At 32.3% G+C, this 25,137-nt stretch carries 28 protein-coding genes, 1 pseudogene and 1 riboswitch; of the genes and pseudogenes, 6 read left to right on the forward strand and 23 right to left on the reverse strand.

All coding sequences use genetic code 11. From position 1 onward, the window contains the following. Complete coding sequence (locus tag ACX6U0_RS07320; protein ID WP_464959299.1) at positions 1–1,254, reverse strand: helix-turn-helix domain-containing protein; 1,254 nt, start codon at positions 1,252–1,254, stop codon at positions 1–3. 414 nt (positions 1,255–1,668) lie between these two features. Between ACX6U0_RS07320 and ACX6U0_RS07325 the strand changes: the two genes are divergently transcribed. Next, positions 1,669–2,166: a hypothetical protein gene (locus ACX6U0_RS07325; protein WP_464959300.1), complete on the forward strand. Its 498-nt coding sequence runs from the start codon at positions 1,669–1,671 to the stop codon at positions 2,164–2,166. A 44-nt stretch (positions 2,167–2,210) separates the two neighbouring features. On the opposite strand, the gene ACX6U0_RS07330 is transcribed toward ACX6U0_RS07325, so the two are convergent. From ACX6U0_RS07330 to ACX6U0_RS07375, 10 genes are all read right to left on the reverse strand, one after another. After that, positions 2,211–2,678: a hypothetical protein gene (locus ACX6U0_RS07330; protein ID WP_464959301.1), complete on the reverse strand. Its 468-nt coding sequence runs from the start codon at positions 2,676–2,678 to the stop codon at positions 2,211–2,213. Positions 2,679–2,823: 145 nt separating this feature from the next. After that, positions 2,824–4,065 carry an MFS transporter gene (locus ACX6U0_RS07335; protein ID WP_464959302.1) on the reverse strand — a complete coding sequence of 414 codons (1,242 nt, stop codon included), beginning with the start codon at positions 4,063–4,065 and terminating at the stop codon, positions 2,824–2,826. A gap of 190 nt (positions 4,066–4,255) precedes the next feature. Then, on the reverse strand, positions 4,256–4,744 hold the full coding sequence (locus ACX6U0_RS07340) for a GNAT family N-acetyltransferase (RefSeq protein WP_464959303.1): 489 nt from the start codon (positions 4,742–4,744) through the stop codon (positions 4,256–4,258). A gap of 193 nt (positions 4,745–4,937) precedes the next feature. Further along, a complete protein-coding gene (locus tag ACX6U0_RS07345; RefSeq protein WP_464959304.1) occupies positions 4,938–5,657 on the reverse strand; it encodes a YebC/PmpR family DNA-binding transcriptional regulator in 720 nt (239 codons plus the stop codon). A 260-nt stretch (positions 5,658–5,917) separates the two neighbouring features. Then, the gene (locus tag ACX6U0_RS07350) at positions 5,918–6,853 is read right to left on the reverse strand and encodes a hypothetical protein (RefSeq protein WP_464959305.1); all 936 of its coding nucleotides are present in this window, start codon (positions 6,851–6,853) and stop codon (positions 5,918–5,920) included. Next, positions 6,843–7,367, reverse strand: coding sequence for a sigma-70 family RNA polymerase sigma factor (locus ACX6U0_RS07355; RefSeq protein ID WP_464959306.1), 525 nt, complete (start codon positions 7,365–7,367; stop codon positions 6,843–6,845). Before ACX6U0_RS07355 ends, ACX6U0_RS07350 begins: the two co-directional genes overlap by 11 nt. A 124-nt stretch (positions 7,368–7,491) precedes the next feature. Further along, complete coding sequence (locus ACX6U0_RS07360) at positions 7,492–7,971, reverse strand: GNAT family N-acetyltransferase (RefSeq protein ID WP_464959307.1); 480 nt, start codon at positions 7,969–7,971, stop codon at positions 7,492–7,494. Between the two features lie 154 nt (positions 7,972–8,125). Next, a complete protein-coding gene (locus ACX6U0_RS07365; RefSeq protein WP_464959308.1) occupies positions 8,126–8,644 on the reverse strand; it encodes an LURP-one-related family protein in 519 nt (172 codons plus the stop codon). A 57-nt stretch (positions 8,645–8,701) separates the two neighbouring features. After that, complete coding sequence (locus ACX6U0_RS07370) at positions 8,702–9,157, reverse strand: hypothetical protein (RefSeq protein WP_464959309.1); 456 nt, start codon at positions 9,155–9,157, stop codon at positions 8,702–8,704. 210 nt (positions 9,158–9,367) lie between these two features. After that, the gene (locus ACX6U0_RS07375; RefSeq protein WP_464959310.1) at positions 9,368–10,141 is read right to left on the reverse strand and encodes a DUF2935 domain-containing protein; all 774 of its coding nucleotides are present in this window, start codon (positions 10,139–10,141) and stop codon (positions 9,368–9,370) included. A 194-nt stretch (positions 10,142–10,335) separates the two neighbouring features. Between ACX6U0_RS07375 and ACX6U0_RS07380 the strand changes: the two genes are divergently transcribed. Further along, positions 10,336–10,854: a cupin domain-containing protein gene (locus ACX6U0_RS07380; protein ID WP_464959311.1), complete on the forward strand. Its 519-nt coding sequence runs from the start codon at positions 10,336–10,338 to the stop codon at positions 10,852–10,854. Positions 10,855–10,977: 123 nt separating this feature from the next. Here the strand turns inward: ACX6U0_RS07380 and ACX6U0_RS07385 are convergent, their stop codons facing one another. Further along, complete coding sequence (locus tag ACX6U0_RS07385) at positions 10,978–11,502, reverse strand: SH3 domain-containing protein (protein ID WP_464959312.1); 525 nt, start codon at positions 11,500–11,502, stop codon at positions 10,978–10,980. Between the two features lie 312 nt (positions 11,503–11,814). Here ACX6U0_RS07385 and ACX6U0_RS07390 point away from each other — a divergent pair. Then, positions 11,815–13,374, forward strand: a pseudogene (locus ACX6U0_RS07390) (catalase); the annotation flags it as partial. A gap of 180 nt (positions 13,375–13,554) precedes the next feature. Continuing rightward, positions 13,555–14,049, forward strand: coding sequence for an acyl-CoA thioesterase (locus ACX6U0_RS07395; RefSeq protein WP_464959313.1), 495 nt, complete (start codon positions 13,555–13,557; stop codon positions 14,047–14,049). A gap of 89 nt (positions 14,050–14,138) precedes the next feature. Here ACX6U0_RS07395 and ACX6U0_RS07400 read toward each other — a convergent pair whose 3' ends face one another. The 5 genes from ACX6U0_RS07400 to ACX6U0_RS07420 all read right to left on the reverse strand — a co-directional run bounded on the left by ACX6U0_RS07400 (position 14,139) and on the right by ACX6U0_RS07420 (position 17,250). Next, positions 14,139–15,032, reverse strand: a complete 894-nt coding sequence (locus ACX6U0_RS07400) for a WD40/YVTN/BNR-like repeat-containing protein (RefSeq protein ID WP_464959314.1) — start codon at positions 15,030–15,032, stop codon at positions 14,139–14,141. Further along, positions 15,029–15,487, reverse strand: coding sequence for a flavodoxin (locus ACX6U0_RS07405; protein WP_464959315.1), 459 nt, complete (start codon positions 15,485–15,487; stop codon positions 15,029–15,031). The genes ACX6U0_RS07400 and ACX6U0_RS07405 overlap by 4 nt, the downstream gene beginning before the upstream one ends. A gap of 32 nt (positions 15,488–15,519) precedes the next feature. Beyond that, complete coding sequence (locus tag ACX6U0_RS07410) at positions 15,520–15,918, reverse strand: hypothetical protein (RefSeq protein ID WP_464959316.1); 399 nt, start codon at positions 15,916–15,918, stop codon at positions 15,520–15,522. A 278-nt stretch (positions 15,919–16,196) separates the two neighbouring features. Beyond that, positions 16,197–16,391, reverse strand: coding sequence for a hypothetical protein (locus ACX6U0_RS07415; RefSeq protein ID WP_464959317.1), 195 nt, complete (start codon positions 16,389–16,391; stop codon positions 16,197–16,199). Between the two features lie 334 nt (positions 16,392–16,725). Beyond that, positions 16,726–17,250: a hypothetical protein gene (locus tag ACX6U0_RS07420; RefSeq protein WP_464959318.1), complete on the reverse strand. Its 525-nt coding sequence runs from the start codon at positions 17,248–17,250 to the stop codon at positions 16,726–16,728. 412 nt (positions 17,251–17,662) lie between these two features. Here ACX6U0_RS07420 and ACX6U0_RS07425 point away from each other — a divergent pair, with 412 nt between their 5' ends. Next, on the forward strand, positions 17,663–18,697 hold the full coding sequence (locus ACX6U0_RS07425) for a glycosyl hydrolase family 18 protein (RefSeq protein ID WP_464959319.1): 1,035 nt from the start codon (positions 17,663–17,665) through the stop codon (positions 18,695–18,697). Positions 18,698–18,958: 261 nt separating this feature from the next. Here the strand turns inward: ACX6U0_RS07425 and fbpA are convergent, their stop codons facing one another. Both fbpA and fumC read right to left on the reverse strand, forming a co-directional pair. Next, a complete protein-coding gene (gene fbpA / locus ACX6U0_RS07430; protein ID WP_464959566.1) occupies positions 18,959–19,126 on the reverse strand; it encodes a Fur-regulated basic protein FbpA in 168 nt (55 codons plus the stop codon). Positions 19,127–19,360: 234 nt separating this feature from the next. Then, positions 19,361–19,466, reverse strand: a riboswitch (SAM riboswitch). Between the two features lie 150 nt (positions 19,467–19,616). Further along, positions 19,617–21,005: a class II fumarate hydratase gene (fumC, locus tag ACX6U0_RS07435; RefSeq protein WP_464959320.1), complete on the reverse strand. Its 1,389-nt coding sequence runs from the start codon at positions 21,003–21,005 to the stop codon at positions 19,617–19,619. A 419-nt stretch (positions 21,006–21,424) separates the two neighbouring features. Here fumC and ACX6U0_RS07440 point away from each other — a divergent pair, with 419 nt between their 5' ends. Then, on the forward strand, positions 21,425–21,883 hold the full coding sequence (locus ACX6U0_RS07440; protein ID WP_464959321.1) for a hypothetical protein: 459 nt from the start codon (positions 21,425–21,427) through the stop codon (positions 21,881–21,883). 153 nt (positions 21,884–22,036) lie between these two features. Here the strand turns inward: ACX6U0_RS07440 and ACX6U0_RS07445 are convergent, their stop codons facing one another. The 4 genes from ACX6U0_RS07445 to ACX6U0_RS07460 all read right to left on the reverse strand — a co-directional run bounded on the left by ACX6U0_RS07445 (position 22,037) and on the right by ACX6U0_RS07460 (position 24,973). Further along, positions 22,037–23,077, reverse strand: a complete 1,041-nt coding sequence (locus ACX6U0_RS07445) for an MFS transporter (protein WP_464959322.1) — start codon at positions 23,075–23,077, stop codon at positions 22,037–22,039. A 327-nt stretch (positions 23,078–23,404) separates the two neighbouring features. Then, a complete protein-coding gene (locus tag ACX6U0_RS07450; protein WP_464959323.1) occupies positions 23,405–23,959 on the reverse strand; it encodes a TetR/AcrR family transcriptional regulator in 555 nt (184 codons plus the stop codon). A gap of 122 nt (positions 23,960–24,081) precedes the next feature. Next, complete coding sequence (locus tag ACX6U0_RS07455; protein WP_464959324.1) at positions 24,082–24,486, reverse strand: organic hydroperoxide resistance protein; 405 nt, start codon at positions 24,484–24,486, stop codon at positions 24,082–24,084. Between the two features lie 82 nt (positions 24,487–24,568). Then, on the reverse strand, positions 24,569–24,973 hold the full coding sequence (locus tag ACX6U0_RS07460; protein WP_464959325.1) for an organic hydroperoxide resistance protein: 405 nt from the start codon (positions 24,971–24,973) through the stop codon (positions 24,569–24,571). Positions 24,974–25,137: the final 164 nt, after the last annotated feature.

Below are 25,137 nucleotides of genomic sequence, written 5' to 3' on the forward strand. Positions count from 1 at the left end.
CTAATTTCCTTTCTTGTCCAAAATTGAAAGCAAAACCGAATTGTATTCTTGTAACAAAACATTTTGCTCTTTTATTTTACCATTTTTTAGGTAATATTCATTAACAAAATTATAATATTTAATTAATTTATGACTTTCATTATTTTTCACCCAAATTGGAAATGCAATTTCACGCAAATAATTAACTAATTGATTTTCCTCTTTCTTAGCCTCAAGGTACAATACTTTCATTTTGATATAAACAGAGCTATTTGAATCCTCAAATTTTGATAAATTTTCTTCTAATAATTCCATTGCGGATAAATGTTGATTTAAGATAATCATATTATTAGCAATATTTGAAATGGCAGTGAAATATTCTTCTGTATCTACCTGAATATGCTCCAAATATCTTTGATAGAAAATTAAGGCTTTTTTATTTTGTTTTGAATGATAGTATAAAAAACCTAAATTATGGAGTGCATTAATGTAGATTGTTTTATCATTTAATATAGTTGAGTTATCTATGACTTCTTCTAATAATAATTCTGCTTTATCTAGTAATTTACTCTTAATTAATTGTAAAGAAAGTAACATCTTAGTTTCTAAAATTCGTTTGATATTATTATTCTGAATAAAGATGGGTAAAGCTTTATTACAAAAGTACATTGACAGTGAAGGTTGATTCATTATTTGATAAATTAATGCTCGATAAAAACAAAACTCTTGGAATTCGACTTCTATATTTGGCACAAGGTCTTGTACTTCATCCATAACTAAAAGTGAATCATCATATCTTTTTTCCTTAATATAAAATATCGAAAGAGTAAACAAAAATTTTATGAATTCATGTTGGGAAAATTTTTTCCTCTTTTTCTCAAGTTGCTTCCACTTTTTCCTAGCGTTCTCCATATCTTCAATAAAAACATAGTATCTCCAAATAACAATCGAAAACTCATTTGATATACTAGTATAATGGATTAATTCCTCCTTTAAGACAAGTTCATCAAATATCTGATTACTAAGTTGGTAGTCCGCTCTTTCAATTAAATTCCATAGTCTTTTTAACTGAATCATTACATCTTCTAAATTAATCGTATCTTCTTTTTCAACTTTCATTTTCTTTAGAAGCAGTTCAATCGTTTCTATCCCAGCCTCTTTATTACCATTTTCTATTTTACTTAAATGTGAAACAGAACAAATGCCCTCACATAACTTTTCCTGAGTCCAGCCTAATCTCTTTCTATGATGATAGATCATTTTGCCGTATTGCATATCGAATCTCCTGTTCTAAATAATCGATCCATTTAAAAAACACCATTATATTTTATTATACTAATATCTTTATATATTCAAATATATATTTTTCTCAGCATTTTTTCATCAGTCGAATACATTAATTTTTTCGTAAAATCCTCGATTTTCATGTTAAAAATTTTCCCAATACAAAATTCTCTTAGAGAATGCTATCATTTATGTATAAGCAATTAAACGATACTAACTTTTGTCTCTTTTTTAGTATTATTTAAATGCACCCCCATTTAATAACAATTTAAAGCAAGATGTAATTGCTACATCTTGCGATTTTTTTGTTTTGTTACTATATTTTCAAGTATTCCTTGAAATCAAATCATTCTAATACACAGTAAATATTATCCTTAATTTGAATATAACTTGAAGGGGATTCCAATGGTTAAAAAACCAGCTTCATTACATTTGGTAATATTTGGTATATCTATTATACTTCTTTTTGCATTAAATTTATATATTGAAAAAGAAAAACAAACAACAAAAGATGATGAACTAACTACTGAGTTGACAGAAGAGCAAAATGTCCAAGATACTGTAAGATTCTATATATCTTCATTAAAAAAGCAGGATATAGAAAAATACAATTCAGTAATGGTGGATGAATTAAAAATTAATTCGTCTTCGCTATATTTTACTAAAATAATGACAAATGTAACTGACTCAAAATATGTCGGTGATAATCTGTCCGCAATTCATTTACTTAAAAATGATCGTAAAGTTTCAATAAAAGTAAAGTACGAAATAACCTTTAAGGAAGATTATAATCCTGAAGGAATTTATAATGAAGGAAAAAACAAATGTAATGTTCTAATAGATTTAATAAAGATTGATAAAAGATGGACAATTAAAAAAGTACATAATGTACAAATAATTTAGCTTAAAAAAGGATTACTTCTGTAAAGTAATCCTTTTTTTATATTTCAACTTTGAATATCCTCTAAATCCTTCGTAAGCCATCCTTTACTTTCCTCATCTACCACTAGACTGGTAAAATGAAAAGCAGTTTTCAAGCTTTCATTACATTTTGCATTCTCCTCTAGCCCTTTATATGCTCGAGCTGCAGCCTCGTAGGCATACGCTATGTAAAATGGATCCAATTCAGCATTTGTACTAATTTCAATGCATTTATCAGCGTAGTATAAACCAATGTCTTCTTTTCCGATCACAGAATATACTCGCGATAATTGCCAATATCCAATTGATAGATTGGTAGGTGTATGCTCCTGTACCTGTGTCCAATGCCAAAATGAACTATGACATAAATGAACCATTTCTTCTGATTCTTTCTCGGACCTGTTTTCCAATACAAGCAAATCCCATACCTTATTAAAGCAATTCACTGCCAATTCCCTATGTGTAAAACCTGGTTTCTGAATGATTTCCTCCACTACTGATCCTCCTTGTATGAATCGTACTTTTAAATCGTTCAAAACTAATTATAAGAAAATTTAGGTAATAAGTATATACGTAAAACTACAGTATTCATATCAAAGAAAAACCGATTACCTAGTGGTAATCGGTTTTAAGATTTATTTATGATTTTGCTTCAACAGTAACATGTTTCATGATCTTGAACATCGGTATCATGACAAGAATACCGAAGATGAATAGTAAAGCTGAGAATTGGTACATCGAGAATAATGAGAACTGTTCTTTTAAAACACCTGATAAACTCATTGTGATGACCATAGAGCCCATAAATAAAGGCGTTAAAATGCCGTTTACTCTACCGACAAACTTCTCTTCTGTATTTTTCAGGATGATTGTATTAATTCCAATATGTAATGCTGGCATAAATAATCCCATAAAAAATTCAGCGACTAAAGTGATCCAGAAAATTTCTGACCAACCCATTACAAATATGCCGATGGCTGAAACAGACATACCAAGCATTAATAAAACATGTGGTGCAAGTTTATTAGAAATAACCATAATAACACCACCACCGATAATCATTGCAGCCCCATTTGCTGCAAATAACCATTGTAAATAATCCTTATCTAAACCTAATCTTTCAGTTACTAAAAATATAGCTAAAGGATGGATAAAACCTAAGGCTAATCCTGCAGCTGTAAATACACCGCCTAATATAACTAAAACCTTACGAGACCAGACATATTGAAAGCCTAGCTTCATTTCTTCCCATACAGAAGTTGTTTTCTCAGCTTTTTCTTCAACTTCATCTTTTGGAAGTTTCGTTAAAACAAGAGCTGATAATAAAAATGCAATTCCTACGATTCCCATTGAAATAAAGATACCTGATTGTTGATAAACAAAAGTACCTAATACTGGACCTAAAATCATAAATATTGCCATCATTGTTTGAAATAAAGACATACCAGCTTGCATTTGTTCCCCTGGTACATGTACTTTAAATAACTTCATACTTGAAGGCTGTGAAAACTGAGACAAAATTGCAGACACTAAAGTAGCAAAGAATATGATTTTCCAAGTTCCATATAATAGCGCTAGTAATATAACAAAAATAGATGCTGCACTTAAAAGATCACACCAAATCATCGTACGCTTTGGTCGCCAACGATCGGCAAACGTTCCGCCAATAAAAGAAAAAATAAAAATCGGTGCAAATTCAGCAACTGAAATAAGTGATATTGCTGTTGCGTCACCATCCGTTTTTTCCATAACAAATAGTAATATGGCAAAATTACGGACCCATATACCTATTTGGATGAATAAACCAGCTGACAGTATCGTCTGGACAAAACGATTTTTTAAGATTGATGCCATCGAAGGATTAGTTGTAGTTGTCGTCATTTTTTACCTCTCCATAATTATTTTATTTTTCTAGTCAAAATAACATATGTAACAATTTATAGTTTATGCCAAAAACAAGAACTTATGTTCTTTGATAGAACGTACTTTCCTATATTACATTAAATTTTCTTAATGTTCAATGGCTTTTTCACATTTATTTTATCCAATTTTCTGAATTTTTAACACAAAATTAAATTTCATAATGAAATACCAATTCTTCACCATGCTCTCCAGCATACCTAATTCCCTTGTCTAGAAAACCACATTTCCTATATAAACAGATTGCAGGAATATTCGTATGATGTACTGTTAAAATGATCTCATCTTTATTTGGTATCATTTTTTTCGTAAAAATAGGTAATGCCTTCAATGATTGTTCTCCAAAGCTCTTTCCTTGAAATCGTATGTCGATCGAAAAAGACTTAAATACAATTGCATTCCAATTGTTTGTATATTGATTTGCTTTTGTTCTTCCATCTAAAATAAAGAATCCTACAACCTCATTTTCTTGAAATATCAGCACTGGTATTTCTTGTTCACTTTCAATTTGCTCTATTGCTTTTATTGGATATGAAGTATAAACTGCCTGTTCTTTAGGTAAATCATAATTTCTTACAGCATTTTTGTATTTTTCTTCATAATGGACTAACTTTAATGTTTCGAATGAATTTGATTCCATATTTTCCACTCCATTCAAGGTTTAAATTTACTTAGACTTGCTTAAAAAGTTCAACTAACTTCCTAGGAAAATGGGCAATGTAACAATGAATGCGGAAACAACATAACTCATAACCTTCAAAAAAAGAAAACAACTTGTGTATAATACCTGAACTCGTAAAAAAAGTAGACCTTTAAAAAGGTCTACTTTTCAATTATTCTCCTAAGTCTACATTATGGTAAACACGTTGAACATCTTCAATATCTTCAAGTACGTCTAGCATCTTTTCAAACTTTATTTGACCGTCTTCTGGTAATGTTACATCATTTTGAGCAAGCATCGTTAATTCTGCAACTGTAAATTCTGTGATACCTTCTTTCTTGAATGCTTCTTGAATTGCATAGAATTGGTCTTGGTCTGCATATACAATTACTGCATCATCTTCTTCTAAAATATCACGAACATCAACATCAGCTTCCATTAAGATTTCAAGTACTTCGTCAGCTGTTTTCCCTTCAAGACCAATTACTGCAGTTGCATCAAACATATAAGAAACTGAACCAGTTACACCTAAATTCCCACCATTTTTACTGAACGCCGCACGCACTTCAGCAGCTGTACGATTTACATTATTTGTTAATGCATCGACAATTACCATTGAACCATTTGGTCCAAAACCTTCATAACGTAGTTCATCGAAATTCTCTTCAGAACCACCTTTTGCTTTTTCAATTGCACGATCGATAATTGTTTTTGGTACGCTATAAGTTTTTGCACGTTCAAGCACAACTTTTAAAGCTTGATTCGATTCTGGATCAGGTTCGCCTTGTTTTGCAGCTACATATATTTCACGACCAAATTTTGCATAAATACGACTTGTATTTGCATCTTTTGATGCTTTTTTTTCTTTAATATTATTCCACTTACGCCCCATCTTGTTCCACTCTCTTTCAACATTAAATCAAATTTATTATATAATTTGCTAATGCTATTTCAATAGAGTTTAACTCAATCTATTAGCACATTAACAAATAATCTATCTTATATTATACCTTATTTTTAAAATTTTTCACGAATATAAACGAATGAATCTATATCATTATGTTCCAATCTACGAAATGTAAAACAAAAAACATCCGACAGATTGTCAGGATGCTTTTAAAGTTAGATCACAATTTTTCTTCATATACTTTACTATTTCATTTGATTCCAAAGTTTTGTAAATACTTCATGATCCATTTTCAAATAAAGCGTATTGCCGTAACTAATATAACCTTCTTTAACAAGCCATAATGTTACATTCGTTCCATCAGTTAGAGAAAAAGTTAGTTCCTTATATTGTTCATTATTTTGAAAGTTACCTAACTTAGCATCAACATCTTCTCTTAAATAAGGTATAGAATGATTTAATTCACTTATAAAAGAAAGTAATAGTTCTTTATCATTTATCTCTGTATATTTTTCAGTACTAGTGTTCCAGTCATCGTAAGTTCTCGATTTTGCCTTTTCGGTATTCATCAAATGTAATTTTTCTACGATCTCACTTCCACTACTAATGGTCACACCATTTAAACATTCAAAGACTTCAGCATATCCGCTGCTTACGTCATATGTCATTAATCTAAACTCTTTTTGATATCCATTTACCGAATAAACATCTACTTCTCCAATTGATGAGGCGAATTCGACTGAAAAATCATCTTGATTACTCCACTCATCAAGACCAGCTCTTGTTTTTCCTAGCTTTTCACCTAACAAATTTGTTACTTTCGATGAATCGATTTTAGTAGATGACTGCGTATATACTCTTCCTTTATAAACAAATAAAGGCATCATTTTTGCTGTTTCTCCACCTTTTGGTAATTCAATCGCAGGTATTTTAACTCCGCTTTTATCAAGAAGACTTGATACTATTTTCTGATTTTCATATGATTGATGATTAGCATTCCAAACACTATATCCACCAATCGATAGAAATGCAATACTAGCAGCTATTGGTACAACTTTATATAAATAATTTTTACGTTTTTTTATTTCACCTTTCACTTTCTTTACACCAATTATTGCTCTTTCATGAAGTTCATTTGGAATTTGAATTCGATTCATTTCTTGTTTAATTTTATCGCTCATACATTTCATCTCCATTCAATTCTTTTCGAAGTTTATTTAATCCTCTGTACAATATTGTCTTTGCCGTACCAAGTGGAATGTTTAAAGTCTCCGAGACTTCTTTAATTGTAAAATCAAAATAATACCTTAATATAATTACTTTCTTTTCATTTTCATTTAATAATTCGATTAGATCATCTAAAGTCATAGAAAGTGATAAATCTTTTTCTTCCTTATACGTAAGCACTTTTTCAACTTCCGGTTTTAATTCAACTACTTTTTTTTGCTTTCGTAATACGTCAATCGAACAACTGATGGCAATTTTAATAATCCAAGTTTTTAAATATTTTGGTTCCTTTAAGTTTTTGATTGATTTAAATGCACGATACGCCGTTTCTTGTACTACATCTAAAGCGTCTTCTTGGTTTTTCACATAAACAAATGCTGTTCGATAAATATCATTTTCATATTCTTGGAACAGTTTTAAAAATGCATGATCATCTCCGTTTTGCGCTTCCTTAACTAACTGAATCATCCTTTGCACCTCCACATCCCACATATATTAGACGTATAAAGTGATACTTTAGCTTCGATTTTTTTAACCGAATGAAAAAAAAGCTCCAACAAGAGCTTTTTTGATGTTTTTTATTTAATTATTACTAATTTCTATGTAAAGGATAGCTGTATATAAATTGTTCACCAATCTTACCAATTTTCCTTCTACCAGTATCTTGGTAACCAACCTTTTCATATACTTTTTTAGCAGCAATATTTTTATGGTTCACTGCTAAGACGACTTCATTACAATGTTGAAAAAATTCTCTAACAAAGTGATCAATTTGAAGTAATCCTTTTTTTGCATATCCTTTTCCTTGTTGCTTAAAGTCTATCGAAAATGATGTTAATAACATGGCATTAGGATTATCTGTATAATCTTGAACCCTCGAACTAGAATGTAATATAAAGAATCCAACTGGTCGAGACTCGCTTAAAATAACGATTGGATGCCGTCCTTCTGAAGCTTCTAACATTGCTGTTGGCAAAGAGGTAAACCTTTCTTGCTCTTCCGGTAAACTAAACTCACTTAACGATTCAAAAAATACAGGTTTATAATGTTGTAATTCTACTCCATTTATCATCTTGAAAAATCCTCCATAGTAAACTCACAATAATAGAACACACATTCTCATTCTATTATAAATGAAGGAAAAAAGAAAACTATTTTAGAATTCAAAGTCTATCATACGAAGTTACTATAATAGGCTCTTTTAAGTTAATTGGAAGGAAATTTACTCACATTGTTGCTGAGGAACTATTAGCGCTGCTATTATTTCGTCGTTGAATAGCATGAACACCCATGACTATTAGGATTAATTCTTCGGGTGAAAGTTCACTCGAGAAGCTTTCTAAACAAAATGCAGGAGAGGAAAAAAATCCACTAATTTTCTCGAATTTACATACTAATGTTGTTTCATCTTTAAAAACTTCGTACAGTTTAGAAAATCCACCTGATTTAATCTCATAAATATTGTTACCATAAGCATCATACTCATATTTCTTAGAAAATAAAGAAAACCTTCCTCTTAAACAACCAATCTCCTGACTCAATTGATTACTAATCTTCCACTTAGAGCTTAAAAATGGGAACTTCCCGCTCGCAACAATATTTCCTTGTAAGTCAAGTACATCCACCCCAGAGGAAAACATACTTTTTAAATCAAGTTTCCCTACTTTTTCTTTTGCTTCATTATATATATCTGTCATTCCTGTAGAAAAGAAGTTCTCAGTAAAATACAATGTTTCATTCTTCATATCATCCCTACTTCCAAAATTGAAGTTTACATTTACCTAGGATTACCGTAAAAATAACTAACTCACTTTTAACTTTATGATATATGTAACATAATTATTTCCTTTCCAAATCCCTCTTACTTCAAAAACCCTCTCGCCCTTCTGTGAATCTATTTGAAACGCATAACCTTGATAATCATTTGTATTTCGATCATAGATATAACTTTTTTTATGTTTTTTATGTTCTAAAATCTCAACATTTTCAGGACGATCAGAAAAATGAATATGAACATATTCTCCCATAAATGCTGTTGTTCCGTCTGCCCCTTTCACACTGCTATATGTATCTTTCATTATTAATTTATCTTTATTTAGCGCTTTTCCCCAAGAATAGTTTGTTATTTTATAAGGAATTGCTTTATCTGCTAGTACAAATTTCACCTGTGGTTTTTCTTCATTTGTCAAAATTGTTTCATTAATAATTAAAAATAATGTTGAAATTGCAACAATCAATAGAATTCCTTTTTTAAACATTTTACTTACTCTCCATATGTCTTTTGTTAATTCTAATGTAAGCTATCTTTCTTCAATTGTATATTGGGAAAATTATGAGCTATAAATTTAATAGAACGCTCTCAACCCTTTATGATACATAGTACAAAAGAACTATAAAAACACTGAGTATGACCTATAAATCGATTGTACCAATGAAAAAACACCTATTTTTTTTAGGTGTTTTTCTATTCATTCTACATTATTGTGTTCGGCACTCGATGATTGGGCTAATTTATTTAAGTAGTACATTTCTTCCCTCATCATGTGATCAGCCATTAAAGCCGAGAATGTACCGAGTACTTCGTTTGATATTTCTAATTCTTCCAATTCATTTAGAAATACTTGGAAAAGTTCTATTTCTAATTTTATATCACGATTCATCTTTTTTAGTGCAGGAAAAGTATTAAGGTTCGTTCTTAAGTAACCAGTAAGTTCAACTGCTTTGAGATAGAAATGTTCAAAGTGCGTTGCGAATTTATCACTTTTTTTCTTTAATTTTTTTTCAACGACATCAAGTGTATCTGAAATAATGCCAGCATGACCAGCTGCATCTAATACCCATAAAAGATGATGATGCAATTCATGGAAAATAGGTGGAATTTGATTTTGTTTTAAATAAGAAAGGATTAATACATACTCTTCTAGTTCATTTACCATATGATTGATAAATGTTGGACTTAGATGAATCGTAATATCCGATGTTAATTGCTTCTGTAATAAGGACAATTTAAAATTTCTTAAAGCTGTAGTCATTTCTTCTGCATCTTTTGTAATTTCTTCAATATTACTTCCTGTGTTCAAACGATTTAGCAGCTCATGAAATGCATGTTTAAACGCCTTTGCTTGCTTTATCTCCTCTTTTTCTTTTTCAGCCAATCCATCTAAAATAAACTGAGAGTGGTCTCTTAATACATGTAACCAAAAGGAATGCTCGTATGTAGCAGTTTGGATGAAATTGTCCATTTTCTCCTCCTTAATAATGTATCATTAGTTCATTTTATTAAGGTGAATACTAATTTATTAATTTATATATATACAATGTAAGTACGCAAGGGGACTACATGCAATCGTTATATGTTACATTGCTTAACAAACATTTGCTTGGGTATTATGATAAATAAGTGAACACTTTACATATGAAAGGAATTGATTTCAAGATGAATCATCAACCTGAATACTGGATTTCAAAATTGGATTTGACCTCACATCCTGAAGGAGGCTACTACAAATCTACATATCACTCAACCGAACAAATTACTGATCATGAGTTATCTGTTCAATATAATGGAAACCGTTTACTTTACACTAGCATTTATTTCTTACTAAAATCTGAGGATGTTTCTCACTTTCACCGTTTAAAATCTGATGAGTTATGGTATTTCCATGCAGGAAGTGCTCTAACGATTCATGTAATCCACGAAAACGGACAGTACGAAGAAATAAAATTAGGTTTAAATCTAGAAAATGGAGAGGTACCTCAATATTTAGTTCCTAAAAATTCGATTTTTGGTTCATCTGTAATGGAACAAAATACATTTTCTTTAGTTGGATGTATGGTTTCTCCAGGTTTTGCATTTGAAGATTTTGAGTTATTTACTCAAAATGAATTATTAGATCAATATTCCGAGCATGAAGACATTATCAGAAAATTAGCATATGAAACACTTCCGGAGTAATTAAAAAGCGTTGGTCAAATCAGACCTAATATTTGGTACCTTCTACTGCATAAAAAATGGCAACTAATCCTTTATTCATTAGTTGCCATTTTTTTATTCTTTTTTATACCTGGTTAAATGTCTTTACTTCATATCTAAATAAGCTGTGCTTGCATATCCTTTTTGACCTTTGTAAGTTACGATTGCCCAACCTGTATTTACCGATGTTTTGTTCTTGGCATACCCTAAGAAGCTTACATTTGCCCCCTTAGGTAAAACAGTTAATACTTTGTATTTTGTACTTGGACCAGTACGTAAATTTAGACTCGCTTTCGTTTTAATGATTGATTGTACCTTTGCTAAATACTTTGTACTAATATATGCTACGCCACTTTTTGTTGTTGTAGTTTTAATCTGAGCCCAGCTTGCATTTGTATATTTAACAATTTCTATTTGATCTTTTTTCCTTAATGAATCAACTATTTTTGAGTTTGTACTTGGAGCAGAACGAACATTCAACTTAGTTGCAGTTACTTCATACACACTAATTGGTGCATCTATAACTGCTGCACTTACCTTTTGAGAAGATAATACCCCACTACTTGAAAATGTTATGGCACTAGTTAATGCGATTGTTGAAACAAATGCTTTTATTAATCTATTTTTCATATAGCTATTCCTCCATTAATACTAATTTTTTCAGTCTCTTTACGTAATTGAAAAAGGAAATTAGTTGTTTTTGTCTAAGATGTTTGTTTTCTCCTTTCCTTTAGTAGTTACATCATATGGCAATGTTGTTTCAAAATAAGTCATCAGATGTTTCGAAGTTGTAAACATTCATAGGCTAATCAGATCGAAAGATAAGAACTTAATTGAGTAATAAAAACTAAAGTAAGTAGGGAATATTTGTATATACCTTCCAATATATGGACACTCTAAACTTTGAATTTGTTTATTGGAGGCATACAAATGGACACTCATCACAACGAAGAAGAAATATTAACGAATCGTCAAGGACATCCAATTACTGATAATCAAAATGTTAGAACTGTTGGGAATAGAGGACCGACAACATTAGAAAACTATGATTTTTTGGAAAAAATCTCTCATTTTGATCGAGAGCGTATTCCTGAAAGAGTTGTACATGCACGTGGTGCTGGAGCAAGTGGTTACTTTGAGGCCTATGGGAAGGTCGGAGAGGAAGCAATCTCTAAATATACTAGAGCAAAATTATTTCAGGAAGCTGGCAAACAGACACCTGTCTATGTACGCTTTTCTACAGTTGTTGGTGGTGGGCATTCTCCGGAAACTTTGCGTGATCCACGGGGATTTGCAGTTAAATTTTATACTGAAGATGGTAACTGGGATTTAGTCGGAAACAATCTGAAGATATTTTTTATTCGTGACCCATTAAAATTTCCAGATATGGTTCATTCATTTAAACCTGATCCAGTAACCAACTTACCTGACCCTGAAAGAATGTTTGATTTTCTTCATTTAACACCTGAGTCTACTCATATGGTTACGTTTTTATTTTCACCTTGGGGTATTCCAGCAAATTATCGTCAAATGCAAGGCTCTGGAGTTAATACATACAAATGGGTAAATAAAGAAGGAGAAGCAGTCCTAATTAAGTATCATTGGGAGCCGCTTAATCAAGGAATAAAAAATCTTCTTCAAAGTGAAGCAAATGAAATACAATCTACAAATTATAATCATGCAACGCAAGACTTATATGAAGCAATTGAACAAGGAAATTTTCCAGAGTGGGAATTATGTGTTCAAATCATGAGTGATGATGAGCATCCTGAACTTGATTTTGACCCTCTTGATCCTACTAAACTTTGGGATCCAGAGAAGTTTCCATTTTTAAAAGTTGGGAAAATGGTATTAAATAAAAATCCAGAGAATTATTTTGCTGAAGTAGAACAGATTGCGTTCGGTACTGGTGTACTTGTAGATGGACTTGATTTTTCAGATGATAAACTTTTGCAAGGACGTACATTTTCTTATTCTGATACACAACGTCATCGTGTGGGTACGAATTATTTACAATTACCAGTTAATTCACCTAAGACACATGTTGCTACAAACCAACGTGACGGCCAAATGGAATATAAAGTTGACATGGCACCGGGACAAAACCCACATGTGAACTATGAGCCTTCATCTCTTGGAGGTTTGAAAGAAGCACAAAAAACAGGTAAAGATCATGAACCAAGTTATAACGCAAAATTAGTACGTCAAAAAATTGACAGACCAAATGATTTTGCTCAAGCAGGTGATACTTACCGTGCTTTCGATGAAACTGAAAAAAGTGAATTAATCTCAAACCTTGTAGACGCTTTAAAAGTATGTAAGCCACATATTCAAAAAACAATGGTTGGTTATTTTACAGAAGCTGATGCAGATTATGGAAAAAGAGTTCGTGAAGGCTTGGAAAAAGCGAATCGTGAACGATCTGATCATACAAGTAATCATGCAGCAGACAATGCAGTAGATAAATCGAAATCGATGGGGCATGAATCCGATCGATATTAAAAAACAGGTGTTGGTACGATTGTACCAGCATCTTTTTTTATGACGGCTTGCTACATCCGCATGGTCCATTATGAAAACTAATAGTTTACGCATGTTTCGTCACAAGCTAAAATAAGAGTATGACTTTTTAGAAAATTATGACATACAATTCACAGTACGAGATATGGAGGGGAATGATCTATGGATAAATATTGCCATGAGACAAAAGTGATCCGAACAAAAAGAGTATTTCCTAATGAAATTAATCACTTCAATACATTATTTGGCGGCGTTTTAATGTATGAAATCGATGTAGTTGCTAGTATTTCTGCAGCAAAGTTATGTTTATGTGAATGTGCAACAGTTTCAACAGACTCTGTTGAATTTTTACGTCCAATTTTACCTACTGATGCTGTTTGTTTAGAAAGTTTTATTAGTTGGACTGATGAACGGTATATGGAAGTATTTGTAAAAATCACTACTGAGAATTTACGGACTGGTCAACAGCAACTCGCTGCTACTGCTTTTCTCACATTCGTTGCCTTAGATGAAAATGGAAAACCTCGTCCAATTCCACAAATTCGTCCTTCTACTGATGAAGAGTATGCTTTATATTTCGGAGGTAATGAACGAGCACGTTTACGAAAAGAGCGACGTAAATCTACATATGCAATTGCAGATATATTGACTGTCTAAAACCCAGTTTGTTTTATTTTATATAAAATCGATAATCAACAATAAAAAAAGGAAATTCATCTTTATATTGATGAATTTCCTTTTTCATATTAACAAACTCTTTGTGAGTTTTTCTCAAAAAATCTTGTTTCATTTTGTGCAGCAACTATATAATTCTCGTTTTCGTTGCAAATTCTCCAGCCATGCCCTCTTACATAATCACATGGTACAATTTGCTGACTTTCTAAATATACTCTAGAAACCGTACTATATCCTGATTCATTTTGACTTGAAGTTGTAAATAAGACACCATTATGTGCACTAATATCTAAATAACTACCTTGAACATCCGTGCTATGACATTGATTCCAATGATATTCTGTTTTCCTTTTGATATCATGTAAAGAAATAAATTCAATGATTCCGTCTTTACCTCGACAAGAACCGCTTACTGTTACTAACTGTTGATTCGTAACAAGCATTGCTGATATCATTTGATTCGTTTTTGCATTCAATTTTGTTATTTTATGAGATGTTAAATCCATCATCCATACTCCACCGTTTTCTGGATGAATCTTTGTTCCTATAAACAAATACTTCTCATATAGGCAAAGTGAACGAATTGATGGAGGATTTTGAACGCCAAAAGGTGATAAAACACTCCAAGTCTCTCCATAATTAATTGATATGTAAATTACTTTTTCTCCATGGGCAACTACTAACCCTCTTCCATTACTAACAATACTCCAAACGTTTGCTTTAGTTGGAAAATGCTCTACTAACCAATCAATTCCACCATTTGTACTTCGAATAAATATTCCATTATCGCCAGCACCATATATGATTCCGCCTGAACAAGTCAAATCTCTAATTTGGTAGTTTGATAATGATAGTGTACAAATCCACTTTCCATTTTCTTCTATGAAAATATTCTCACTAGTAGCTAAAACGATACTACCTTCTTCAGTTCTTGTTACCGCTGTAGAACTGAGTAAGTTATTCATAGTGCCGCGCCCTCTAATCGCCCTGCAAAGTTAAATGCGAATGTAACGCATCGTTCAATATCTTCTTCTGTTTCTGGTGCAAGTTCTACCTTTAAACCTTGCTCAACAATTTCCGCTCCACATGCCACTAATCTTTCCTCTAATATGTCAACAGCTGCACAAAACTTTGGATAAGCGTGGTCACCTGATCCGAATACTGCAACCTTTTTCCCTGTTAAATCCATTGTCTCGATGTCATCATAGAAGTCTTCTACTTCATAAGGTAGCTCGCCATCTCCCCAAGTATACGCACCTAGAATAATACCATCGTATTCTAATAGTTTTTGAGTGTTGATGTTTTCAATTTCCTTCATTTCTATTTCATGACCTAAAGGTTCTATACTTGTTTTGATTAGTTCTGCAATTTCCTCTGTATTTCCAGACATACTAGCGAATGCGATTAAAATTTTTGACATGTGTATTCTCCCCTTACATTCAATTTTATTATTTAAATAGTCTGTGCAAATGCTTCCATCATTTTCGTTTTCATTTCTTTTAACAAACGAAGTTCATTTGCATTAGAAATAAATGCTTCTCTATTATTTTGATCAAGTGCCTCGTTAACTTTAAATTGTAAGTGATTTAGCTTTAGGTCTATATCCCAGGCTGAACAAATACTTCCATTTGAATGTAATGAATCCAAATCTTCTACATGAATATAAAACTCAAATTCATCATTGTTCTCTACTAAATAATGCCATCCTAAGCAATCTACATATTTACGTTCATTTGTAATTGTCCAAATATCCCCTTCATGAAACTCTATTTTATGTTGATGTTTTTGACCAGGACAACAGCACGTTACTTCCTGTTGAAATGTTTCAAGTATCATAAAAGTTTTATCCATAATTGTACTCCTTTGCTTATCTATACTTTTTTTACATTCCTATATTGGTTTGTTATAAAGATTCCTATTTATATCCTAACTTTCTAAAAAAGATAATCCTCAATCAGTTGAAACTGATAATCATTTTCATTTATTATGATATATGATAATGATTATCATTGTCAATTTAATTTTTAAACAATTTTATTGTAAATGTCCAAATAAAAAAGAACCTATAGACAGGCTCCCACAGTACTTTCATAGACCATCTTCAATTAGATGAATTTTTCAACTGAATATTATCTCCTTTGTCTCGAACCACCAAAAAATAACAAAATAATGACGAGACATGTAATTCCAACAATTATAAACGGCATTAGTCCAGAACTATATACCATATAGATTTTAATATGACGAATAGCATTTACGATGATAAAAACGATTAAAAAAAGAACTAAGAAAAAGATCAGAGCCGTATTTTTTTTCTTTCTCAATTTACCAGCCCCCTTAAAAAACAAATTCAATTGTCTTCTCAAATATGAAAATAAAGGAGTTTAGTAAACTTTATTAAATATGACTTGTATACATTCGAACATTTCAATTTTTGTTTAGACAGTTTATTGATACGTTAGATCAGAATTAAGACCTTTACAGAACAATTATTAAGTGAAAAGAAGCCTGTAGTCTTTTTCATATTTTCAAAGACTTGTCCTAAGAGAATATTTAAAGGATAGTTACACATGACTGTACTAACTATCCTACGTTTTTTTTATTCACAATATAAAAGTTTATTTTATTAAAGACAAATCTATTAATTCCGTAAAGCAATTATCTACAAATCCATTTCCATCCTTGGTTCGTCATCATCCATCCACATTGTTGACCCATGCCGCCACCTTGGCCCATGCCGCCACCTTGGCCCATACCTCCGCCTTGACCCATGCCTCCGCCTTGGCCCATACCTCCGCCTTGGCCCATGCCTCCGCCTTGGCCCATACCTCCGCCTTGGCCCATGCCTCCGCCTTGGCCCATACCTCCGCCTTGGCCCATACCTCCGCCCATTTGCGGACATTGTACGCCTAAATATTGTAAGCCGACCATATCATTTTTGTGAACCATATTGGCCATACCGTTTTCCATAATATTAACCATACCTGTAGCCGCATTTATTCCTAATAAGTTAAATGTATGTTCTCTTCCGCCCCAAAAAGATTTAAAGCAATGCCCTAGTCTTCCTAACTTAATTTGATCTTCAATTGTAGCTTGTGGAACTAAAGTTGGTGCTGTACCTACTCTATAATAATAATCATATAAACTACGGTAATATTCATATTCGTCATTGTTATAAAACAAATTAAAACCCTCCTTTAAGTTACATAACACTATATGAAATTATCTAAAAATGGTTATTAGTGGACAATTCATTTATTTGCCTATTTTGAAAACGCTTTATGATACTACGAAATAAAAACCACTTTTCAAAAAGTGGCCAAAGAATAACTATTTAACTTCTATCCTAACCCGTGCTTTACCAATAAATATCCTTCTTTATATGTGTAACTCCTCTTTATATGCTTTCCTTTTTATAGTCATTAAACGAATTTGAAAATAATTGATAATATAAACAAAAATTATAATTCATTTTAAATATTCAGTTAAATATAGAATATTAGGTGTCGATACAACTAATAATGACAGATAATAACAGATTTTTAGAATTCATATTTTGAGCTTGTTACTTACTTATTAAGGAGATGACACTTAGATGCGTAGACTTGCGGTAATTGTCGCTGTTATATTTCTTACATTATCAACTTTGCCAGAACAACCATCAGCTGTGACAAAAAAACTAATTCTTGGTTATTATACAAATAAACCTAGTTCAACGATTTCTTTTCAAACAAATCATAAATTTATGAATCAAATCGCCACTGATACTTATAAGTTTGACGCTACTGGTAAAGTCATGGGAACAGCACCAAAGGAGATTGTTGATCTTGCGAATTCTAAAAATGTCCAACCTTTTGCAGTCGTCTCGAACTTTGGGAAAACTGATTGGGATACTGCTCTTGCCCATAAAATTTTATCAAACACGGACATCCGAAAAAAATTTATCTCTAATTTATTGTCATTACTTCGAGCAAATCAATACAAAGGTGTCAATATAGACTTTGAAGCATTATCACCAAAGGACCGAGTTTTATTTAGTAAATTTATTCAAGCAGTATCAAAGAAGCTATCCGCAGAAGGTTATTTAACAATGGTATCTGTTCCAGCAAAAGTTAAGGATAATCCAAAAGATTCTTGGTCAGGAGCATACGACTTTAAAACACTAGGAAAATGCGCAAATTTTATTCAAATAATGACCTATGATGAAACAGGTTATTGGTGGAATCTCCCAGGTTCAGTAGCTAGTCTTCCATGGATCAATGCATCTCTAAAATACGCAGTAACCGTTATAAATCCGAAAAAAGTTTTAATGGGTATAGGTGCTTACGGAAATGATTGGAATATCACGAGTCATAAAATAACAGAAAATAGAAGAGTACCTTTAAGTGAAATTCCACAATTACTTGAGCGCACAGGAGCAACACCGATTAGAGACAAAGCATCTGCTTCTATGCATTTTAGTTATAAAGATCAAAAAGGTCACACCCACGAGGTTTGGTACGATGACGCTACAAGTATTTCAAAAAAAGCTCAGTATACAAATAAATATAATTTAGGTGGTATTTCTATTTTTGCGCTTGGAATGGAAGGACCAGATTTTTGGGGAGCAATTAATAGAGGACTACAGTAAAACCACCTTTTATAGGTGGTTTCAGACTACCCGCCCAAACGCTCGCTTTCTTCGTTGCTTCTCCTGCTTGCGGTGCTCATTACCGTCAAAGGTAACTCCGCTCTTCGCAAGACAAGCGTTTTCAGGTAGTCTGAATCTCTTAGTTTTTTTAATTTGACTATAAATGAACCACCTTTTTTAGGTAGCTTCATTTTTTCAATTATATATGATTAATGCCCTCATACTCATATTCACTTTATTAAAAATAAGTTTTTTAACAGATTAATGAACTTTATTGTGCTTTTTCTCATTCATTACTCGATTGTATTCTTCTTCTAACTCTGTTAGTGTTATTTCAAATAAATGAGAGGATTCTATTTTATATACTCCAACTTTTATCAGTTTATTAATTAGATCATTTTTTCGAGTTTCAACCAATTTTCTCAACATATTTTCCAATTCAATTCCTCCTTAGATTCAAAAATATTTACATCTATTCCAAATAAAAATTATACTTTTCACATAAGAATACTAGGTTTTACAATTATGCAGATCCATCCCCTTGTCCCTCCAGCTCTTTGGGTAAGAAATGATATATTTTTTTATTCAGGCATTAAATCCTTAACATAAATTAATAAAAAAATCCTCTTCTAAGATAGAAGAGGACTAAAAGCATTTCAACTCTTCTTATCTTTCAGGTATTACCCTGATGGAATTAGCACAGTGTTCAGGAACGAACCTGTTGCTGAGGTATCATAGGGCCAAGTCCCTCCACCTCTCTGGATAAGATTATTTTTATGTATTTATTAAATTTCCGACTGATTGAACCAAGATTAACCGATTTAAAAAATCGAGTCAACCCATTTAGTAAATGTTAGACTTTTCAGTTTTTTAAGACACAACATTTAATGTATTTTTCTAATTGATTTGTTGAAATCATTTATTCTTTTGGTTTAGTCATATTTTCTGGCCTAACGATTCGATCAAAATCTTCTTCTGAAAGGTATCCTGTTTTTAAGGCTGCTTCTTTTAGGGTCTTACCTTCCTCATATGCTAATTTGGCAATACTAGCTGCTTTTTCATAGCCAATGTGAGGATTTAGTGCAGTTACTAGCATAAGAGAATGATGTAAGTGCCTTTTAATGACTTCTAAATTTGCTTCTATCCCGCTCGCACAATGCTCGTTAAAGGAGTTCATCGCGTCTGAAAGTAGTCTAATCGACTGAAGAAAATTATAGATAATAACTGGTTTAAATACATTCAATTCGAAGTTTCCTTGACTCGCAGCAAACCCAATTGTCATATCATTTCCTACGATTTGAGTTACTACCATTGTCATTGCTTCAGATTGTGTTGGATTTACTTTGCCTGGCATGATTGAACTTCCAGGTTCATTTGAAGGAATCGTTATTTCACCAATTCCACTTCTCGGTCCACTTGCCATCCATCTGATATCGTTGGCAATTTTCATTAAATCGGTTGCCAAGGCTTTGAGCGCACCATGAGTATAGACCATTTCATCATGGCTTGTTAGTGCATGAAATTTATTCTTTGCTGATGTAAATTCATATCCAGTCAACAAACTAATTTCTTTCGCAACCATTTCCCCAAACATGGGATGTGCATTTAGTCCAGTTCCTACCGCAGTTCCACCAATAGCAAGTTCGCTCATAAATTTCATACTGTCCAATATCATTTGCTCATTTTTTTCAAGCATACGATGCCATCCACTAATTTCTTGCCCTAAAGTTAAAGGCGTTGCATCTTGTAAATGAGTGCGACCAATTTTAATAATATGCTGATATTCATCTACCTTTTGCATGAATGTATGTTTCAGGTCATTTAAGGTCGGAAGCAATTGTTTATTTAATTCAATGATAGCTGCTATATGCATTGCAGTTGGAAATGTATCATTTGAGCTTTGTGACTTATTCACATCATCATTCGGATGAATACTCTTTTTACTCCCAAGTGCCTCCAATAATTGATTTCCTCTATGTGCAATTACTTCATTTACATTCATATTTGTTTGCGTACCGCTACCAGTTTGCCAAACTACAAGGGGAAAATGATCATCTAGCTTCCCACTTAAAATTTCATTTACAGCTTCGATAATGGCATCGGCTATTTCATTATCCAATTTACCTAGTTCTTTATTTACCAATGCTGCACATTTTTTGATGATTGCTAATGCATGTATTAATTGAGCTGGCATCCTTTCAGTACCTATTTTAAAGTTTTGAAAGCTTCTTTGTGTCTGAGCTCCCCATAATTTATCTACTGGAACCTTAATCTCACCAATTGAATCTTTCTCAATTCTATACTTCAATCTCTGACCTCCTGACGAACAATCGATGACGAATCAAACTAATCAGATACCTACTTGAATCACCATCTTAGTTGCCTATTCTTCACATACTATTATTCTGCATTTAATAAATAAATATTATTTAAGGAAGAGTTGAATACCATTAGAAATAAAAATCCCATCAAGAGAGTTTGGACATAATTAGCTAGGTGTAATTTTGACGTTAAAGGGTAAAACTGATAAATAAGCTCCTTATTCAAAGAATTGACGGCTCCGAATACAATCGTTGTCGTTTGGTGGAGAAGTAGTTAAAATAAATTTTGTTTTCATAAAGTGAGTTGCTTCCTTAATCGAGACAAAACTACTAAATTTGATGTTAGTGAACTTACATTTTAAGCTTCTTCTGTTTGGGGTATTTCATAAGAAAGTAGGTATAAAACATGAGTGAAAACTTTTTTGCAAACTATAAAAAATTTGTTGTTCCACCTCAAGATCAACAAAAAGTTGAAAATGAAGCGTTTAACCCTAAGGATTATGCCTCTTACTATATACTGACACTTTCTCTGAATGACTCCCTTATTTCAAGCTGGCAAGAAGCTAAAGATTATGAAATAGATATTCATAAAAGTATTTTAAAAGTATTAAAAGAATTCAATGAAAAACAAAACGGCAATAAACACCTTAGGTTACTTGAGTTAGAGAATGATAACTCATATTTTGTCATTGCTTTGTCTTGTAAAAACGAAAATAATGAAACAAACGAAGAAATTTCAAACTACATAGAAAAGATGATTTCGACTCCTTTTTACATTGGGCAGAACTGGTACAGGCTTATTGGTCATAAGGGAAGGGTTGAGCGTAAAATCTTTCATATTACATTAAAGGAATATAGTATGTAAGGAATCAACAATGAACCATATGACTAGTTCTTAATCAAATGTAAAACCACCTTTGAAAGGTGGTTTTTTTTTCAAAATTTTAGCTTCCCACAAGTTAAATACAAGAAAGAAATTAAAAAAGGAAGTTATTTATTAATGTAAAATTTTTTTCATTTAGTTACTAAAGTGTTTTATATAATAGCGATTAAATTTGATTGAATACACCAGAATATAAATAATGAAAATTCCAAAGAACAAATTCATTAAAATCAACGAGAGATTCAAGTTAAAGAATTGAGTCAACACACCTACACCAATAACCGGAAAAATGAAACCAGAGTATGCACATATAAAGAATGCTGATATTGCTTTTGGACGTTCTTCTGGCTTCGGCAATTGGCTAGCAAATCTTAAAGTTACTTGAAATGTCCACCCGGCTCCAATTCCTTGGATGAATATACCTGCAAATAGCAAATATAAATTCGCTGTCTGACCAGAAAAAACAACAATCCATGATCCAAGTGCAAGAAACAGAATCCCTATACGCATCCGTGTAACGGGATTATGAGGCCAAGGAAAGAACTGCATTATGGCCCCCCCGCCTAAAAGCAACAATGTTAACAGCCCAGAAATAGAAAGATTAGAGGTTTGAATGACATTCTTGATAAATGCAGGTATAAGAGCAAATACAAGTCCGCCAAAGGTAAAAACTGTAAAGATAGGAAGCCCTATAAAAGACCAAAAATGGGAACGAATATCGTTTGGAACACCGAGCGTAAACTTAGTTTTAGCTGGTTTTTCTGCTTGAGAATCTTCGTGTTTCGGTAACATTTCCAATAATAGCAAGGAACTAAACAACATGAAGAGAAGAACCCAATACGGTAAACGAAGCTGCTGAAAATGCACATATTGCACTATTAAACCTGCAATAGCCGGTCCTAAACCAAAGCCTATTAAGACGGTAATTCCCGATAACTTGATAGCAGTGCCTATTTTTTTAGGTGGAGTATTTTTTATTAAAAATGCAACAGCAGTACCAGTAAAAGCGCCATAGGCAATGCCTTCCAATATCCTTGCTGCGTAAAGCATCCAAGCATCAAAACTAACAAGTAAAATCAAAGTCGAGACAATCGAAATCCATATACTGTAACGAACTACTCGTTTTAATCCCCAAAAAGTCCCACGTGAACTGACTATTAGTAAAGTAGGTATCAAAAATACAGCCTAAATGGCAAATAGGATGGTAACTTGAAAACTGTTTAGTTTATAAAACTGACTGTATAAAGGAAATAAAGAAGAAATAAATGTTGCTGCACATGACATCACAAGTATTACCCAAAGCATTCTTTTCATTTCAGCTTTCCCACCCCTTCAATAATTGAGTTTCACAAAATTTAAAGATATTTTATCCATCTTTTAAAATTAAAATTATATTATCGTAAATCAAGCAAATCTTGCTCAAACATTATTTAATCACTAAAAATCAGTAACTCTTTTTATTTACTAGTAGAAAAGTAAAGTAAACTCCCAAAAAACGTTTTCTCAAGATTTCTTTAAGAAATCGTTTAATTGGTTTATTACACCAGGTAGAATATCATCGCCTAAAACACGTCGGTATAATAACGCTCCTTTAATGCTAGATAATATCGTTACAGCTACCGTTTGTTTGTCATCAGTATTGTTTAGGATTTCTTCACTTTGGGCCTCTGCAACAAGTTCTGTCATGATCGATAATTCTAATCTACTGACTTCCTCAATTTTTTTTTGTACGACTTCAGGCAAAGAATTAAAATCCGTTTGTAATGAAGAAATTGGACAAATTTCAGAATACGTGAACCTTTCAGCCTGAAACTGAATGAACTTCATTAACTTCTTTTCCACTGAAACCGATGAATCAAATTCAAAGGATTTCAAGCTTTGAGCAAGACGTTCGGTAATCGCGATTCCTAAATCCTCTTTTTTTTCAAAATGATAATGAATACTTGCCTTAGTTACGCCGAGTTGTTTAGATATGTCATCATAACTGAACCCTACATACCCTTTTTGTTGTATTAACTTTATTGCTAAATCAATGATTTGTTTTTTTCTATTTTCCATAGTTTAGACGATTTTAAATTCCATAATAGAATTTAAAATCGTCTTTTTAAAGCTCCTTACGTTTCAGTCTTTTAGCCTCCTCCTTTTTTAAGAAAGGAGGCAGCCATTTTCAACTAAAATTATTAAACAACTTTTAATTCTACATCAACATTTCCTTTTATTGCTTTAGAATATGGACAATTTTGATGTGCCTCTTCAACTAATTCTCTAGCTACCTCTAAAGAAACTTCTGGGATATGGGCTTCCATTACAACACTTAGGAAGTAACCTGTTTCACCTTTCTGAATCGTTACATGTGAATTAAGTTCAGTTGTTCCAATTTTAATACGTTTTGTACGAGCAACTAAATTGATCGCTGATTCAAAGCAAGCTGCGTGACCGGCTGCAAATAGTTGTTCCGGATTTGTACCTGATCCACCTGAACCACCTAATGCTTTAGGCATTGATAAATTTAACTCTAAATTCCCATCAGATGAAGTAATTTTCCCTTCACGTCCACCAATAACTTTTACAGATCCTGTATACATTTAATTTTCCCCCTAATTTTTCATATTTTTTATCAATCATAAGACTGTTTGAGTTCGTTTTAAAAATTTTCCCTACACATTGTTAAACAACTTTTAATTCTACATCAACGTTTCCTTTTATTGCCTTAGAATATGGACAAATTTGATGTGCCTCTTCAACTAATTCTCTAGCTACCTCTATTGAAACTCCTGGGATGTGGGCTTCCATTACAACACTTAGGAAGTAACCTGTTTCACCTTTCTGAATCGTTACATGTGAATTAAGTTCAGTTGTTCCAATATTAATACGTTTTGTACGAGCAACTAAATTGATCGCTGATTCAAAGCAAGCTGCGTGACCGGCTGCAAATAGTTGTTCCGGATTTGTACCTGATCCACCTGAACCACCTAATGCCTTAGGCATTGATAAATTTAACTCTAAATTCCCATCAGATGAAGTAATTTTCCCTTCACGTCCACCAATAACTTTTACAGATCCTGTATACATTTAATTTTCCTCCAGTATTATCTTTATATTTTTTAAATCATTAGTCTGTTTGAGCCCGATATGAAATTAATTCAGCGTGTTTATATTGTTAGACATGATACCATTTGTTCAGAACTTGGAGTTCATCCTATTAAAGAATGAAAAGAGCATTATTTAGCCTCCAG

The sequence above is a fragment of the Gottfriedia sp. ABJ_BB2_2 genome (assembly GCF_055484705.1).

Bases quoted from the DNA above. Each gene is read 5' to 3' on its own strand.
- ACX6U0_RS07320 (WP_464959299.1), bottom strand. From the start codon at position 1,254: ATGCAATACGGCAAAATGATCTATCATCATAGAAAGAGATTAGGCTGG.
- ACX6U0_RS07325 (WP_464959300.1), top strand. From the start codon at position 1,669: ATGGTTAAAAAACCAGCTTCATTACATTTGGTAATATTTGGTATATCT.
- ACX6U0_RS07335 (WP_464959302.1), bottom strand. From the start codon at position 4,065: ATGACGACAACTACAACTAATCCTTCGATGGCATCAATCTTAAAAAAT.
- ACX6U0_RS07340 (WP_464959303.1), bottom strand. From the start codon at position 4,744: ATGGAATCAAATTCATTCGAAACATTAAAGTTAGTCCATTATGAAGAA.
- ACX6U0_RS07345 (WP_464959304.1), bottom strand. From the start codon at position 5,657: ATGGGGCGTAAGTGGAATAATATTAAAGAAAAAAAAGCATCAAAAGAT.
- ACX6U0_RS07350 (WP_464959305.1), bottom strand. From the start codon at position 6,853: ATGAGCGATAAAATTAAACAAGAAATGAATCGAATTCAAATTCCAAAT.
- ACX6U0_RS07355 (WP_464959306.1), bottom strand. From the start codon at position 7,367: ATGATTCAGTTAGTTAAGGAAGCGCAAAACGGAGATGATCATGCATTT.
- ACX6U0_RS07360 (WP_464959307.1), bottom strand. From the start codon at position 7,971: ATGATAAATGGAGTAGAATTACAACATTATAAACCTGTATTTTTTGAA.
- ACX6U0_RS07365 (WP_464959308.1), bottom strand. From the start codon at position 8,644: ATGAAGAATGAAACATTGTATTTTACTGAGAACTTCTTTTCTACAGGA.
- ACX6U0_RS07370 (WP_464959309.1), bottom strand. From the start codon at position 9,157: ATGTTTAAAAAAGGAATTCTATTGATTGTTGCAATTTCAACATTATTT.
- ACX6U0_RS07375 (WP_464959310.1), bottom strand. From the start codon at position 10,141: ATGGACAATTTCATCCAAACTGCTACATACGAGCATTCCTTTTGGTTA.
- ACX6U0_RS07380 (WP_464959311.1), top strand. From the start codon at position 10,336: ATGAATCATCAACCTGAATACTGGATTTCAAAATTGGATTTGACCTCA.
- ACX6U0_RS07385 (WP_464959312.1), bottom strand. From the start codon at position 11,502: ATGAAAAATAGATTAATAAAAGCATTTGTTTCAACAATCGCATTAACT.
- ACX6U0_RS07395 (WP_464959313.1), top strand. From the start codon at position 13,555: ATGGATAAATATTGCCATGAGACAAAAGTGATCCGAACAAAAAGAGTA.
- ACX6U0_RS07400 (WP_464959314.1), bottom strand. From the start codon at position 15,032: ATGAATAACTTACTCAGTTCTACAGCGGTAACAAGAACTGAAGAAGGT.
- ACX6U0_RS07405 (WP_464959315.1), bottom strand. From the start codon at position 15,487: ATGTCAAAAATTTTAATCGCATTCGCTAGTATGTCTGGAAATACAGAG.
- ACX6U0_RS07410 (WP_464959316.1), bottom strand. From the start codon at position 15,918: ATGGATAAAACTTTTATGATACTTGAAACATTTCAACAGGAAGTAACG.
- ACX6U0_RS07425 (WP_464959319.1), top strand. From the start codon at position 17,663: ATGCGTAGACTTGCGGTAATTGTCGCTGTTATATTTCTTACATTATCA.
- fbpA (WP_464959566.1), bottom strand. From the start codon at position 19,126: ATGTTGAGAAAATTGGTTGAAACTCGAAAAAATGATCTAATTAATAAA.
- ACX6U0_RS07440 (WP_464959321.1), top strand. From the start codon at position 21,425: ATGAGTGAAAACTTTTTTGCAAACTATAAAAAATTTGTTGTTCCACCT.
- ACX6U0_RS07450 (WP_464959323.1), bottom strand. From the start codon at position 23,959: ATGGAAAATAGAAAAAAACAAATCATTGATTTAGCAATAAAGTTAATA.
- ACX6U0_RS07455 (WP_464959324.1), bottom strand. From the start codon at position 24,486: ATGTATACAGGATCTGTAAAAGTTATTGGTGGACGTGAAGGGAAAATT.
- ACX6U0_RS07460 (WP_464959325.1), bottom strand. From the start codon at position 24,973: ATGTATACAGGATCTGTAAAAGTTATTGGTGGACGTGAAGGGAAAATT.